Below are 12984 nucleotides of genomic sequence, written 5' to 3'. Positions count from 1 at the left end.
CCGTACTGGTTTAAATTTAATCCACTATATTTCTCTTCCTGCACAGGCGGGAGCACAAAGGACGGTATGAATCGGTTTATTTGAATTTACTACATTTTCAGAAAGGACAATGATGCCTTACGTCAATATCAAGGTAACGGGCGGCAGCGAGGCTCCGAGTGCCGAACAGAAAGCCGAGCTTATCCGCGGTGTTACCGAGCTGCTTGCCCGTGTGTTGAATAAAAATCCGCAGACCACGGTCGTCGTCATTGATGAAGTGGACATGGATAACTGGGGTATCGGGGGTGAAAGCATTACCGTGCGCCGCGCCAAAGCGCAAAAATCGGGATAAGCGCGCCTTATCGGGAATAGATGCCGTCATATCAGCTTGCGTCTGCGCGAAAAAGGAAATGACAGCGATACAAAAAGCCGGTTTGGGATACTTGTCCGCAATGTTCGGATATGACTTTTTTCCTGTTCATCGAAACTCAAAAGGTCGTCTGAAACCGGATTTCAGACGACCTTTTTGTGTTTCTGCACAGCGGCTTATTCTTCCGGAGCGCGGAAGGTGTCGTGGCAGGATTTGCAGCTTGCGCCGGTTTCGCTGTAAGCGGCTTTGATTTCTTCCAGCTTGCCGGTTTGCGCGGCGGCGTTCAGTTTTTCAACGGCAGCGGCGAATTTGTCCTCTTCGGCTTTGAATTTGGCCGCATCAGACCAAACCGCAGGCAGGGCGCGGCCGTTGCCTTTGTCGTCAGATTGGAAGAAGGTGAAAGGTTTTTTGCTGCTTTCGGCAAAAGTTGCCGCAGCCTGCTTGAATTTTTCCACGTCGTAAGGCTCTTCGCCTTTTACCATTTTGCCCATGCTGGAGAACTCGGGCATCATGGATTTGAACGCAGTGGTACGGTCTTCGGAGATCGGACCTTTGGGTTGCGCGGGTGCACCGCCGCAGGCGGCAAGGGTCAGGGCAGCGAGCAGCGCTGCTGAGAAGAGTTTGGTATTCATGGCTTTGGTGTCCTGTGATAGTATTTTGTTATTCATATTTTTCAGACGACGTCCGAAGAGGTCGTCTGAAAAGTTGCAATCATACCTGAAATGGGTTTACAAAACGAGAAAAGAAAGGAAATAGTTATGGCGATTTTGGTTACCGGCGCTTCGGCAGGTTTCGGTGAGGCGATGTGCCGCACGTTTGCGCAAGCCGGTTATTTCGTTATCGGCGCGGCACGGCGCAGCGAGAAACTGCAGGCATTGGCGGCTGAGTTGGGCGAGCGGTTTTATCCTTTAGAAATGGACGTTTCTCGTACCGAGTCGATACGCAACGCGCTCGACAGCCTGCCTGAAAATTTTGCCGAAATCGATTGCCTGATCAACAACGCCGGATTGGCTTTGGGTTTGGAAACAGCGGACAAGGCAGATTTCAGCGATTGGGAAACCATGATTCAAACAAATATCGTCGGTCTGACTTTCTTAACGCGCCAAATCCTGCCGCAAATGGCGGAGCGCAAACAAGGCTATATCATGAATCTGGGTTCGATTGCCGGCAGCTATGCCTACGAGGGTAGTAATGTGTACGGCGCGACCAAGGCGTTTGTGCGCCAGTTCAGCATGAACCTGCGCGCGGAATTGGCGGATAAAAACATCCGCGTCACCAACATCGAGCCGGGTTTGTGCGGCGGTACCGAGTTTTCCAATGTCCGCTTTAAGGGCGATGACGAGCGGGCGGAAAAGGTTTATGAGAACGTCGAATCCATCCGGCCGCAAGACATTGCGGATACGGCTTTGTGGCTCTATCAGCGTCCGGCGCACATGAACGTCAACTCCATCGAAATCATGCCCGTCGCCCAAACGTTTGCCGGTATGAAAGTGATCCGCAATACGCTGCCCGTGCCCGCACAGGCGGAGAATTTTGAGAAACAGAGTATGTCTTTGTTTGCACGGATTAAGTCGTGGTTCAAATAGGGTTTTGAAAGAAGAAAGGTCGTCTGAAAATGGTTTCAGACGACCTTTTTAGTTAGGGATTTCAGGGTTTGACAGGTTTGCCGTTGATGCTGACGGAAGTCAGTTTCAAATCGTAGGTTTTGCCGTCGTCGGTATAGCTGATTTGGGCGGGGATGTTGCCCAAGGAGGTGGCGAAGGAATAGGTTACAGTGTCGTCGCCGCGTTGTACGCGGTATTTTTCGACGGGTATGGCTTTGCCGTTCAGGGTATAGCTGCCGCTGCCGATTTTGCTCATACCGCTGACGGGATAGATTTTTTTGCCGTTGGTGATGCTCAGGCGGGCGGGCAGTTTCGCATCGTTGGCGGCAAGCTGCCATGCCAGCGTGAATAAATCGCTGATGTTGCCGCCGACGGTTTCGGTTTGCAGCTCGCCTGTTTTACCGTAGGTAACCTGATTGCCTCGGAATTTGGCTTCGGCATAGGTTTTGCCGTCGCGGACATCTTTATAGTAACTCGGGCGGATGGTGTTGCCGCTGATGCTGCCGCCGGATTCGAAACGGATGTGGTAGAGCGGGACTTTGATTCTGGAAACGATGGTGTATTGGTTGCCGTTGCGTGTGAAGGTCATGGTGGCGGGTATGCCGTAGCTGCCGGAGTATTTCAGGGTGGCTGATTGGGGTAGTCCTGCGGCATAGGCGTTTGCGGCGCTTAGGGAGAGGGCGGCGGCGATTAGCAGGGTGGGTGTTTTCATGATATTTCCTCCTGTTTTGGGTCGTCTGAAAGGGTTTCAGACGAGCTTGGTTTATTGGAGATTGCCCGAACCGAACATAAATTCTATCTGGCTTTGGTAATGGCTGTTGCCGTTGCGTTTGTCGAAGTCGGCGGCAAGCTCGCGGGCATGTTGCGCCGCATCTTCGTCAAAGGGGTAGAGTGCGATGAGGTAGTCCAAATAGAGCATATTGTCGTTTTGGGCATGTTGAATAATGGCGTCGCCGTGCCGGTTCATCAAGTCGAGGGCGCGTTGCGACTGTCCGAGTTTGTAAGACAGTTGGGAGAAGAGGGGAATAAGGCGGACGAAAATTTCGTCTTCTTCGGCGTTGATTTTGTCTATGGCTTCATCCAAAAGACGCTCTGCTTCGGGATATTTGCCCAGCCGTATCATGCTGTCGATGGCGGGATGGTAGGTAATATGCGGCACTTCGGCACAGGTCATTTCGCCCGTTAAGATGGGTTGGGCGGCGTCGATGGCTTTTTGATACTGTCCGATGAAATGGTAGAAGTTGACTTGTTCGGTCTGTTCGCACGCGGGACAGTCGGAAAATTCGTCTGTCGCGGTTTGCTGCCATTTTTGGAAATTTTCTTTGGCGGCGGTGTGGTCTCCGGTCAGGATGTTTTGCAGCATCAGGGTTTTATAAAATGATGAAAGACTAAACCGCATGTTTTCATAGTGGTAGCGCATTGTTTCGTTCGCTTCCTCGATTTCCTTTTTGTCGAGAAAGAGGTCGCGGGCAAGAGTGGGAATGATCCATTTGAATTTCCACTGGCAATCGATTAAATCGTAGAAGCCTTCGGGAAAGCCGTCGTCTTCAGGATGCTGCTCGTAGCTTTCGTCACAGCGGTCCAAGTGATGGTCGATCAGCCAGTTTAGGCAGTGCAGCTTGAAACCGGGAGAAAAGGATTGGTTGCTGAGTACGTCGCCGACAACAAAATTGCACAATGCCAACGTTGTTTCGGGGTCGTTTTTGAGGCTTTGGTTGAATAAATCGATGGCTTTGCTTTGGCGTTGACGGTAGTCGGATTCGGAAATGATATCCAAAAGGGTCAACTGGTTTTGGCTCATGGTTTTTCCTTATGTGGTACTGCTGCTTAGGCGGGGATTACGCGAGCAGGGTTTGTCCTTCGGCGTTGCGCTCTGAATTGAATACGCGGTTGCCTTCGATTTTCAGACGACCTGCAACGAAATCGGCAACAGCTTGCGGGAAAAGGCGGTGTTCGACGGTCAGGACGCGTGCGGCAATGTCGTCGGGCGTGTCGCCGTCGAGGATCGGGACGATGCCTTGCGAGATAATCGGACCACAGTCCAGCTCGGGGGTTACGAAGTGGATGGTGCAGCCTGCGACGCGGCAGCCGGCTTCAAGGGCGCGTTCGTGGGTATGCAGGCCGGTGAAGGCGGGGAGGATGGACGGGTGGATGTTGATTAGGCGGTTTGAGTAATGGGCGCAGAATTCGGGCGTGAGGATGCGCATAAAGCCTGCGAGGACGACCAAATCAGGTTGATAGGCATCGATTTTCTCCATCATGGCTTGGTCGAAAGCAAGGCGGCAGGGGAAGTCTTTGTGGTTGAGGCTGTCGGTGGCGATGCCGCGCTCGGCTGCCCAAGCCAGTCCGGCGGCGGTTGCGCTGTTGCTGAGGACGGCGGCGATGCGGGCGTTTGGAATGGCGGCATTGACGATGGCCTGCATATTGCTGCCGCGGCCGGAGATGAGGATAACGATGTTTTTCATGGTGTCGGGCTTTCGATTTTTTTCAGGCAGTCATTGTATAGCAAAATAAAATCGGAATGCTATGCGTGATACGGATGGGAATCGGATTTGCAAAGGTCGTCTGAAACGGATAAACCGTACCATTGCTGCCTGAAAACAGATAACGGCAGTTGGGAGTTGGGGGGGATTTGTAATGAAAAATGCCCGAAACGGATTAGGTTCGGGCATTGGGTTAAAGCGCGGGCTTATTGGACTTTTTTGATATCAACTTGACCGGGGGCAGGCTGGAAGTCTTCGGGTTTGCCGATTTTAACCAGCTTCACGTCGAATACCAAAGTGGAATTCGGACCGATTTTACCACCGGGAACTGCCTGATCGCGGTAGGCAAGTTTGGACGGGATATAGAATGTGGCTTCGCCGCCTTCTTTCAGGAGCTGGATGCCTTCAGTCCAGCCGGGGATGACTTGGCTGACGGGGAAGGTGGCAGGGCTGCCGCTGGCTTTGCTGCTGTCGAAGACGGTACCGTCAATCAGGCGGCCTTCGTATTCGACAACGACGATGTCGTCTTTGGTAGGCTGTTTGCCTTCACCTTCTTTGGTGATTTTGTATTGCAGGCCGGAGGCGGTGGTTTTCACGCCTTCTTTAGTTGCATTTTCTTTAAGGAACGCTTCGCCTTTCTCCAAGTTGGCTTTGGCGTCAGCTTGAAGTTTTTCTGCGGCTTTGGTTTGTTGTTCGGTCAGGAATTTCATCATGACTTCTTGCGCTTGGGCTTCGGTCATTTTGTTTTCTTTGCCTTCATAAGAAGCCTGCATGGCTTCGATGAAGACTTTCATATCAATTTCCGCGCCTTGATCTTTCATTTGTTTTAAAGATCTGCCGATGTCCATACCCATTGCGTAGCTGGCTTGTTGGGTCGGTGTGCCGATAGAAGATGCGTCTGTTGCGGCAGAAGCTGCGGATGCGGGAGCAGAGGCAGCCGGAGGTGTATTAGTGTCTTTTTTGTCGCAGGCGGTCAGTGCCAATGCGGCGGCGATTGCCAATGCGCTGAATTTGAAAGTTTTGTTCATGGTGTTTTCGTCTTTTAAAAGGGTCAGTAAAACAAAGTCGGGATTATAGCCCAGTTTGATTCAAAAGGAATCAAAGCTGTTTAAATTTTTGGCTTGGATTGTAAAGCTGTTTTCAGACGACCTTCGGTTTCAGGCTTTTCCAGTCATATTGTGGTGTTCGATGGTAAAGCCGCTTTTTCTGTATGCGCTGAAGCGTTCGCGTGCGTCGGCGAGTTCTTCCAAACTGCTGCCTACGATTTCGAGTACGCGGGCGGGGATGACAGGGGCTTCGTTCCAAAAGTCGGGCGAGAGGTTGAGGACGGTGGCGTTTTCAAGTACGGTGGGCAGTGTGTTGCCGAATGCGAGCCATACGGGTGTTTCAGACGACATGGGTTGGTCAGGCTGCCAGATTTCGTGCGGAATGAAACTTTCGGGGATTTGCTGCCAAAGGTCGCGGTCGAGGCGGCGGATGGTCTCGGCAGAATCTGACCACACCAATATCTGTCCGCCGTCGCGTATGGCGCGCGCAATCAGGCGGCAGGCGAAGGCGGCGGGGTCGGCGGCGTGGGTGTAGAAAGTAGCTTTAGGCATGGCGAGGGAGTGGGGTGGGGAAATGGGGATTATAGTGAAAACGGGTTGAAAGGGCTATTGGGCTTCCTGAATTGGATTTCAAACCTTTTGTCTTTGTTTTTTCAGACGACCTTTTTTGCGGCAGTCAGCCCTGTTCCAACACCTTCCGCGCCGCTTCCGCGCCCCAATACAAAGCTTCTTCGAATACCGAATAGCCGCTCAAATCGCTGTGGGCAAACAGCAGGCCTGACGCTCGGTTTCTGATTTTTAACAAAGATTCATCGTTCAGATAACCGACTTTCGGCACACTCATGCCGTGTCCGCGCACCGTAACATCAACGTGGGAAACGTGTTGCCAGAAGCCCTCTCCGTAGGCGGCAATCAAGTCTTTGGCGGCCAAGTCGCGCAGTTCTTCGTCGGTGGCTTCGAGCAGTTGGCGGCGGACGGCTTGCGGGGTATCGTGGTTGAGGGCGGCGTAGGCGGTGAAGATGGTGCGCTCGGCGCGGGCGACGCGGATGAGCTGGTTGGTGGCGACGACGTAGCCGAGCCCCTGGCTGCCGTAGATGACGTTATCCCACGCCGTTTCGCTGTTGTTTTTTTCTTTCGGGAAACTGTGCAGCTCGAAATTAGCGATTAACCACGGGGCGTATTCGGGGATGTTCAGCCCGTATTGCGCGGGATTTTCGACGATACGGGCGGCGACCATCAACGGCATGGCGGAGATAACGTGTTGTGCGGTCAGGGCGACGGTTTCACCGCTTGAATTGTCGCGCAGCCAAACTTCGATACGGTCGTCTGAAAGCGGTTTGATTTTGACGGCGGATGCGTTGACAGAAGCGGATTTTTCGAGGCGGATGCGGTTTTCAGACGACCATTGCCAACCTTCCTGCAAACCGGCATGGCGGCGCAGGTTTTCGGAAAGGCGCGCCAAACCTTCGGGCCAAGTGAGGACGGTTTCCGCGCTGTTGCGGGCGGCGAAGTAATGCAGTCCGGCAAAGGCGGATACTTGCGCTATGCCCTGCCCGTAATCGTCGCGGCAGCAGTAATCGAGATACCACAAGAGTTCGGGCGAGGTGTAGCCCTCTCGCACAAGCCATTGTTTGAACGTCAACTTATCAAGTTTGCGCCACGTTTCGTCTGCCGATGACAGGGCTATCGGAATGGCGAAAATCTTTTTGCCGTCGCTGCCGTAAGCCTGTTTCAGACGACCGATTAAATCAAAAAAACGTTTGGAATCCGCATCTTCCTTCGGCAACAGGTGTTCATGCCATTTATCCTGATACAAAAGGCGCGACTCGGGCGCGTAAACCAAATCGGTTTCCCTGAAACTGCCGTCCGATTGCAAGATACCAAAATCCGCCAGCATCTCGCGCACATACGCGCTCTCTTTTGACGGTAAGGCAAGATAATGCGCGCCGCTCGGTGCTTTCAGGCCGTCTGAAGCGGCGTAGGCGGCATTGTTGCCGTTGCGCTCGAACCCTTCCGCCAACAATACATCACGATGACCGTGTTTTGCCAAATACCACAACGCCCCCAACCCCGCCGCACCGCCGCCGAGTATCAGCGTATTGCATTCGTAACGGCGGCTCGGCGGGCTGAGCAATTTCCCGTCGCGCAACAAATGCCCCAACGGCAGCCCGACGCGGTTGACGGAAACCGGCGGTTTGCGGTTGAGGCGGTTATAAGTCAGCCAAGAAAAAGATGACGCGGCGGCAAGCGCGGCGGTGTAACTGAGGAATTGACGGCGTGTCGGCATGGGGTTGGATGTTGGTTTAGGGTTCTGATAGGTCGTCTGAAAAAATTAAGACGGTTTCAGACGACCATTACAGGTTTTATTATTCTATTGGTGGCTCTATATCGTCCAATATTCCTTCGCCACGTTGCGCAATCGTCCAAACGGCCTGTTCCGCCGCCAATTCCCTGCACAATATTTCCTTCACTCTTTCCAACTTCATGCCGCCGCAGATAAATGCGTCTATGGCGGCGAAGCGGTGTTCCGGCCAAGTGTGGATGCTGATGTGGGATTCGGCGAGCAGTAAGATGCCGGTAATGCCGCCTGCGCCGCCGAAGGTGTGGAAACGTTCGGCGAGAACGGTGGCTTCTGCGGCTTGGGCGGCGGTTTTGAGGGCGTTTTTCAGACGACCTTCGTCTTTCAAGACAGCTTCATCACAGCCATATAAATCTAAAAGGCCGTGGTTGCCGGGGATATGGGTCATTTATGACCTCCGGAATAACCGCTACCGCCGTAATAACCGCCGCCGTAATAGCCGCCGGAGTGCATACGTGAACCGTCGGAATCGGAAGAGCCGTAGCTGATGATCATGGAGATGACGATGATGATGGTGCTGAAAATGATGTAAGTGGTTCTCGACATGGTTTAATCCTTATCCTCGTCTTTTTTGCCCATAGTCCACATTAACCAGGCTCCTATGAAGATGACGGAGGGGGTGGCAGGATTGTCGCTGATTATCAGAGCAGGGAGGTTGACGACAACCAAAATGGCGGTCATCACGATTCTCAGTGATTTATCAATACCGTCTGCCGCCATTTTTGCGGTGTAATGCGGTGCGCGGCTGCTCAGGCTAAATGCCTCGGCAACTTCGCTGTAATCAACCGGAACGCTTTTGCTCCATGCCATTTCGTGCGTGTTCAATTCGGCAGAAAGTTTGCGGTTTTGTCCGTCGCGGTAGTCGCTGTAATAGTTCAAATCGCCCCTTCGGATGCGCCAGTAGAACGCGCCGGCAGCGACTTCGACCCTGCCGCCGTAGTCGTAAAGTTTGCCGCAGCCTTGCGGTTGGCGGTTGCGGTCGAGGCGCGGCCATGTATTTTGGGTTTGGGAAAGGCTCCAGCCGTCATCGGATTCGACCAGCCACAGGAAACCTTGCGTCGGGTTGTAAAGCAGATATTCCGACCATTGGCCTTCGGGCGTGAGCACGCGGTTGGCGCCGTTAAACAGGTTGTCGAATGTTTCCTGTGCGTCGGTTTCGGCGTATCTGACTGCGCCCATAACGTAAAATTCGCGGTTTTTCAGACGACCTTGTCTGCCAACGGGCAGGATAAACAGGCTTTGCTGCGCGGTGCGCATGGCGTTGGCGGTAATGAGTTCGGCTTTGTCTTTGTCGATTGCCAATTCGCTGCCGCAGCTTGGGCAGTTGAGATGGGGGGTGAGGCCGCTGACCCAGTGGACGGACGAGCCGCAGTTGGGGCAGTTCTCAGAGGCGATGCTGCCTTTCAGACGACCTGCGCTTTCTTTGATTTCGTCTTCACTGCGGGTGTTTTCCAGCTTCAAATCATCCAAGTTCACCATGCGGCCGAAGAAGGTTTCTGGTGTTTCATCGCTGTAATCGAGCGTGATGAAAAGGTCTTCGCAACGCCAGTCGGCAACTTTGTTCTGACTGTCTTCGTTCAAAACAAACGGCAGCTCACCCTGCGCGGCAGCACGTTTCAGGCTGATGTGGCGCACGTCTGAGGCGACATAGCGTTTGTTTTGGAAAGTCAGTTCGCTAAATCCCGCCCGAATGTCCTCAAAGCGCGGCGGGTTGTCGGTTTCGACGGGCATGGTCATCACATACAAATCGCCTGCTTCCGAAAGCCAGCCCGTCCTGCCGTCGTCAAACAGCACGTACCATTCGTTCCATGCGCCGTCGTCGTATTGCACCTGAAGCCGTCCGACCAGGGTGAAGCGTTGCGTAAGGAATGTACCGACTGTGCCGATTTGCAGCGGGCTGAAATTTTCCAGCAATGCGGAATCGCGGCCGGAATCGACGATGCCGTCATCCTGCCGCACCAGCATGCTGTTGCAGTAGCCGCATACCAGCGTAACGGCTGAGGCGGAATGCGCTTCGACAGGCGCGCCGCAGCTCGGGCAGTCGGTTTTAAAGAAGGGGGTGTTTGACATGTTTGCTTTTCGGAAGTGGGTTGGAAGTTTCAGACGACCTTGCAATAGTGTGGGACGGATTTGGGTTTTAAAAGTCGAAATATCGACGGCTAGATTTCACCGTATAGACCGATTGAACCGCCAAAGGTCGTCTGAAACCCTCAATCTGTTTTCAGACGACCTTTTTAATATCAGCCGATCAACTGCTTCAACACTTCCGCTTTGGCTTTATCGTAATCCTCTTGAGCAATCAAACCGCCGTCCAGCAAAGATTTGAGTTTCGCCAATTTTGCCTGCGGGTCTTCGGAGGCCGTCTGAACGGTTTGGGCGGGTTGTGCTGCCGGTTGCGCCGCGGGCTGCATCATGCCCGCCATCGCGCCTGCCATTGCCTGACCGACGCCTGCGCCCACACCCAAGCCTGCGCCGATTCCGGCAAGTCCGCCTTCGTTTTGCGCGGCAAGCGGGATGGATTCGGCGGTTTGGTATTGGGTGTAGCGTCCCAAGTCGCCGATGACACCCATGGAAATTTTCTTATCCAACGCTTCTTGGATGGCGGCAGGCAGAGTGATGCTTTCGACGGTGAAGTTTTCCAGCGTCAAGCCGAGTTTGGCAAATTCCGCGCCGAGCAGTTCGCCGATTTTTTGCGACAGCAAAACTTGGTTTGCCGCCATATCCAAAAACGGAATGCCGGAGCTGCCGAACGCCGCCGCGAGTTGGGTGACGGCGATATTGCGCAACTGGTTTTCCAACTCGACACCGCTGTATTCTGCCGCTACGCCGCTGACTTCTTTGAAGAATTTTGCCGGATCGCTGATGCGGTAGGCGTACATGCCGAACGAGCGCAACTGCACCGCGCCGAACTCGGCATCGCGCACAGTAACAGGTTGCGACGTACCCCATTTCCGCGCAAGCTGTTGTTTGGTATTGAAAAAGTAAACATCGGATTTAAACGGGGATTCAAAGAGTTTGTCCCAGTTTTTCAGGTTGGTCAACAGCGGCAGGGTTTGGGTATTGAGCGTGTAACGCCCCGGTTCGAACACGTCGGCGGTTACGCCTTCGTCGACAAACATCGCCATCTGCGCCTCGCGCACGGTCAGGCTCGCACCGTTTTGGATTTCCTCGTCGGCAATCGGGAAACGCCACATCAGCAGGCTGTCGTCGGGATTCGGCCATTGGATGACGTCGATAAACTGTTTCTTGATAAAGTTGAACATTGCGGTTCCTTATTTTGAAAAATGGGAGAATACGGAGCGGGGAGGAAATGCGGCCAGCCGTAAATTTTGCAAACTGTTTATAAAAATCAGGTCAAACAAGCGGCATTCAAGATACCTATGGACACGGACACCGCGCCAAACAGCGCGCCGACGGCGACGTTGTTGCCGATAAGTTCTTCCGTTGCGCCTTTAATCATCATCGTGGCGGCAAAATACACCAAAATCTGAATCACTGCCGCGGCAAGGCCCCACAGGATAAAATCGACGAAACTGACGCTGTGGGCAATGCTGGACGCGAGCGTCAGACAAAATCCGACCAGCGCGCCGCCGAACGACAAGGCGCAGGCAAGGTTGCCGTTTTTAATCAGCCGCAATTCTTCCGCAGGGGTAATCCGCAGATACACCGCGCCGAAAACGGCAGTCATCGCTACACCTGCAAGCATATATTGCAGGTAAAGCAGATATTGGGGCAGGGAAATACTCACGATAGGGTTTCCTTGTCAGATAATTTTGATGTTTTTGATTATGCCATATTTCAACAGTAAAGGTCGTCTGAAAAGGGTTTCAGACGACCTTTACTGTTTTTTGCTTTGTTTTGGGTTATTAGGCAGGCGGAGGCAGAAGAGGGAATGAGAGCATCACCTGTCCCGCACCATCTGCGATTAGGCTTCAAAAAGCTATAAAATTCGTCTGAAAAAATGCGCGGAATTTTCCGCGCATTTTACTTAAAACGTACTCTCGTTTTCAGACGGCCTTTTACAAGGCGGCGAGTACGGCGTCGCCCATTTCGGAGCAGGAAACGAGTTTTGTGTCTTCTTCGTAAATGTCGCCGGTGCGCAAGCCTTGTTGCAGCACTTTTTGGACGGCGCTTTCAACTTGTTGCGCGCGGGCTTCGTCGTTCAGGCTGTAACGCAGCAGCATGGCGAGCGAGAGGATGGTGGCAAGTGGGTTGGCTTTGTTTTGTCCGGCGATGTCGGGAGCAGAGCCGTGTGACGGTTCGTACAGGCCTTTGCCGTTTTCGTCCAGCGAGGCGGAGGGCAGCATGCCGATGGATCCGGTCAGCATGGAGGCTTCATCGGAGAGGATGTCGCCGAAGATGTTGCCGGTGGCGATGACGTCGAATTGTTTGGGCGCGCGCACGAGCTGCATGGCGGCGTTGTCTACATACATATGGGAGAGTTCGACGTCAGGGTATTGTTTGCCGATTTCTTCAAAGATTTCGCGCCAGAGTTCGGTGGTTTCCAAGACGTTGGCTTTGCCGACGGAGCAGACTTTTTTGCTGCGTTTTTGGGCGGATTGGAAGGCGACGTGGGCGATGCGGCGGATTTCACTTTCGCTGTATTTCATGGTGTTGTAGCCTTCGCGTTCGCCGTTTTCTAAAACGCGGATGCCGCGCGGTTCGCCGAAGTAGATGTCGCCGGTGAGTTCGCGCACGATGAGGATGTCGAGGCCTGCGACGATTTCGGGTTTGAGCGTGGAGGCGTTGGCAAGCTCGGGGTAGAGGATGGCGGGGCGCAGGTTGGCAAACAGGTTCAGGTCTTTGCGGATGGCCAATAGTCCGCGCTCAGGACGCAGCGGGCGGTCGAGGTTGTCGTATTGCGGGCTGCCGACCGCGCCGAGCAGGACGGCATCGGCTTTGCGGCAGAGGTTTTTCGTGAATTCGGGATAGGGATGGCCGTATTCGTCGTAGGCTTCGCCGCCTAATGGGGCGTATTCGTAGCTGGCGTCCAAGCCTTGGGCGATGAGTTTGTCGAGTACGCGGACGGTTTCGGCGACGATTTCGGGGCCTATGCCGTCGCCTCGGAGGATGGCGATATGTTTGGTCATTTTGGGTTTCCTTACGGGAAAGTTTTAGGTAAAGGGTAGGGTACCTGTTTGTC

At 53.6% G+C, this 12984-nt stretch carries 15 protein-coding genes; 2 read left to right on the top strand and 13 right to left on the bottom strand.

The window, feature by feature from the left end:
* Positions 1–112: 112 nt before the first annotated feature.
* A complete protein-coding gene (locus HMPREF3066_RS09590) occupies positions 113–331 on the top strand; it encodes a tautomerase family protein (RefSeq protein WP_039405535.1) in 219 nt (72 codons plus the stop codon).
* Between the two features lie 194 nt (positions 332–525).
* Here HMPREF3066_RS09590 and HMPREF3066_RS09585 read toward each other — a convergent pair whose 3' ends face one another.
* The gene (locus HMPREF3066_RS09585) at positions 526–981 is read right to left on the bottom strand and encodes a c-type cytochrome (protein ID WP_070442498.1); all 456 of its coding nucleotides are present in this window, start codon (positions 979–981) and stop codon (positions 526–528) included.
* A gap of 126 nt (positions 982–1107) precedes the next feature.
* Between HMPREF3066_RS09585 and HMPREF3066_RS09580 the strand changes: the two genes are divergently transcribed.
* On the top strand, positions 1108–1935 hold the full coding sequence (locus HMPREF3066_RS09580) for an SDR family oxidoreductase (protein WP_070442496.1): 828 nt from the start codon (positions 1108–1110) through the stop codon (positions 1933–1935).
* A 61-nt stretch (positions 1936–1996) separates the two neighbouring features.
* Here HMPREF3066_RS09580 and HMPREF3066_RS09575 read toward each other — a convergent pair whose 3' ends face one another.
* The 12 genes from HMPREF3066_RS09575 to leuB form a co-directional block, all read right to left on the bottom strand.
* A complete protein-coding gene (locus HMPREF3066_RS09575; protein ID WP_070442491.1) occupies positions 1997–2665 on the bottom strand; it encodes a DUF3108 domain-containing protein in 669 nt (222 codons plus the stop codon).
* Positions 2666–2716: 51 nt separating this feature from the next.
* Positions 2717–3754: a hypothetical protein gene (locus HMPREF3066_RS09570; protein ID WP_060974605.1), complete on the bottom strand. Its 1038-nt coding sequence runs from the start codon at positions 3752–3754 to the stop codon at positions 2717–2719.
* Between the two features lie 37 nt (positions 3755–3791).
* The gene (gene purN, locus HMPREF3066_RS09565) at positions 3792–4418 is read right to left on the bottom strand and encodes a phosphoribosylglycinamide formyltransferase (protein WP_070442488.1); all 627 of its coding nucleotides are present in this window, start codon (positions 4416–4418) and stop codon (positions 3792–3794) included.
* 224 nt (positions 4419–4642) lie between these two features.
* Positions 4643–5464, bottom strand: a complete 822-nt coding sequence (locus HMPREF3066_RS09560; RefSeq protein ID WP_060974603.1) for an FKBP-type peptidyl-prolyl cis-trans isomerase — start codon at positions 5462–5464, stop codon at positions 4643–4645.
* Positions 5465–5593: 129 nt separating this feature from the next.
* Positions 5594–6034, bottom strand: coding sequence for a DNA polymerase III subunit chi (locus HMPREF3066_RS09555; RefSeq protein ID WP_019270068.1), 441 nt, complete (start codon positions 6032–6034; stop codon positions 5594–5596).
* A 124-nt stretch (positions 6035–6158) separates the two neighbouring features.
* Entirely contained in the window at positions 6159–7769 is a 1611-nt protein-coding gene (locus HMPREF3066_RS09550) for an NAD(P)-binding protein (RefSeq protein ID WP_070442485.1), read from the bottom strand.
* Between the two features lie 79 nt (positions 7770–7848).
* On the bottom strand, positions 7849–8229 hold the full coding sequence (gene speD / locus HMPREF3066_RS09545; RefSeq protein ID WP_039404593.1) for an adenosylmethionine decarboxylase: 381 nt from the start codon (positions 8227–8229) through the stop codon (positions 7849–7851).
* Positions 8226–8387: a hypothetical protein gene (locus HMPREF3066_RS13195; RefSeq protein ID WP_167333215.1), complete on the bottom strand. Its 162-nt coding sequence runs from the start codon at positions 8385–8387 to the stop codon at positions 8226–8228. The genes speD and HMPREF3066_RS13195 overlap by 4 nt, the downstream gene beginning before the upstream one ends.
* 3 nt (positions 8388–8390) lie before the next feature.
* Positions 8391–9911, bottom strand: coding sequence for a DUF4178 domain-containing protein (locus HMPREF3066_RS09540; protein WP_210385715.1), 1521 nt, complete (start codon positions 9909–9911; stop codon positions 8391–8393).
* A gap of 170 nt (positions 9912–10081) precedes the next feature.
* Positions 10082–11104: an SPFH domain-containing protein gene (locus HMPREF3066_RS09535; RefSeq protein WP_070442482.1), complete on the bottom strand. Its 1023-nt coding sequence runs from the start codon at positions 11102–11104 to the stop codon at positions 10082–10084.
* Positions 11105–11190: 86 nt separating this feature from the next.
* Positions 11191–11589 carry a DUF350 domain-containing protein gene (locus HMPREF3066_RS09530; protein WP_003765161.1) on the bottom strand — a complete coding sequence of 133 codons (399 nt, stop codon included), beginning with the start codon at positions 11587–11589 and terminating at the stop codon, positions 11191–11193.
* A gap of 271 nt (positions 11590–11860) precedes the next feature.
* Positions 11861–12931 (bottom strand): 3-isopropylmalate dehydrogenase, encoded by a 1071-nt coding sequence (gene leuB, locus HMPREF3066_RS09525; protein ID WP_070442479.1) that lies wholly within the window; start codon positions 12929–12931, stop codon positions 11861–11863.
* Positions 12932–12984: the final 53 nt, after the last annotated feature.

Origin of the sequence: Neisseria sp. HMSC03D10 (assembly GCF_001807625.1) — a bacterium.
Lineage (GTDB): Bacteria > Pseudomonadota > Gammaproteobacteria > Burkholderiales > Neisseriaceae > Neisseria > Neisseria mucosa.
This window is presented reverse-complemented; position numbering and strand designations above follow the sequence as displayed.

What these genes read in the sequence shown, in the direction of transcription:
- HMPREF3066_RS09590 (WP_039405535.1), top strand. Translation starts at nt 113, where the DNA reads ATGCCTTACGTCAATATCAAGGTAACGGGCGGCAGCGAGGCTCCGAGT.
- HMPREF3066_RS09585 (WP_070442498.1), bottom strand. Translation starts at nt 981, where the DNA reads ATGAATACCAAACTCTTCTCAGCAGCGCTGCTCGCTGCCCTGACCCTT.
- HMPREF3066_RS09580 (WP_070442496.1), top strand. Translation starts at nt 1,108, where the DNA reads ATGGCGATTTTGGTTACCGGCGCTTCGGCAGGTTTCGGTGAGGCGATG.
- HMPREF3066_RS09575 (WP_070442491.1), bottom strand. Translation starts at nt 2,665, where the DNA reads ATGAAAACACCCACCCTGCTAATCGCCGCCGCCCTCTCCCTAAGCGCC.
- HMPREF3066_RS09570 (WP_060974605.1), bottom strand. Translation starts at nt 3,754, where the DNA reads ATGAGCCAAAACCAGTTGACCCTTTTGGATATCATTTCCGAATCCGAC.
- purN (WP_070442488.1), bottom strand. Translation starts at nt 4,418, where the DNA reads ATGAAAAACATCGTTATCCTCATCTCCGGCCGCGGCAGCAATATGCAG.
- HMPREF3066_RS09560 (WP_060974603.1), bottom strand. Translation starts at nt 5,464, where the DNA reads ATGAACAAAACTTTCAAATTCAGCGCATTGGCAATCGCCGCCGCATTG.
- HMPREF3066_RS09555 (WP_019270068.1), bottom strand. Translation starts at nt 6,034, where the DNA reads ATGCCTAAAGCTACTTTCTACACCCACGCCGCCGACCCCGCCGCCTTC.
- HMPREF3066_RS09550 (WP_070442485.1), bottom strand. Translation starts at nt 7,769, where the DNA reads ATGCCGACACGCCGTCAATTCCTCAGTTACACCGCCGCGCTTGCCGCC.
- speD (WP_039404593.1), bottom strand. Translation starts at nt 8,229, where the DNA reads ATGACCCATATCCCCGGCAACCACGGCCTTTTAGATTTATATGGCTGT.
- HMPREF3066_RS13195 (WP_167333215.1), bottom strand. Translation starts at nt 8,387, where the DNA reads ATGTCGAGAACCACTTACATCATTTTCAGCACCATCATCATCGTCATC.
- HMPREF3066_RS09540 (WP_210385715.1), bottom strand. Translation starts at nt 9,911, where the DNA reads ATGTCAAACACCCCCTTCTTTAAAACCGACTGCCCGAGCTGCGGCGCG.
- HMPREF3066_RS09535 (WP_070442482.1), bottom strand. Translation starts at nt 11,104, where the DNA reads ATGTTCAACTTTATCAAGAAACAGTTTATCGACGTCATCCAATGGCCG.
- leuB (WP_070442479.1), bottom strand. Translation starts at nt 12,931, where the DNA reads ATGACCAAACATATCGCCATCCTCCGAGGCGACGGCATAGGCCCCGAA.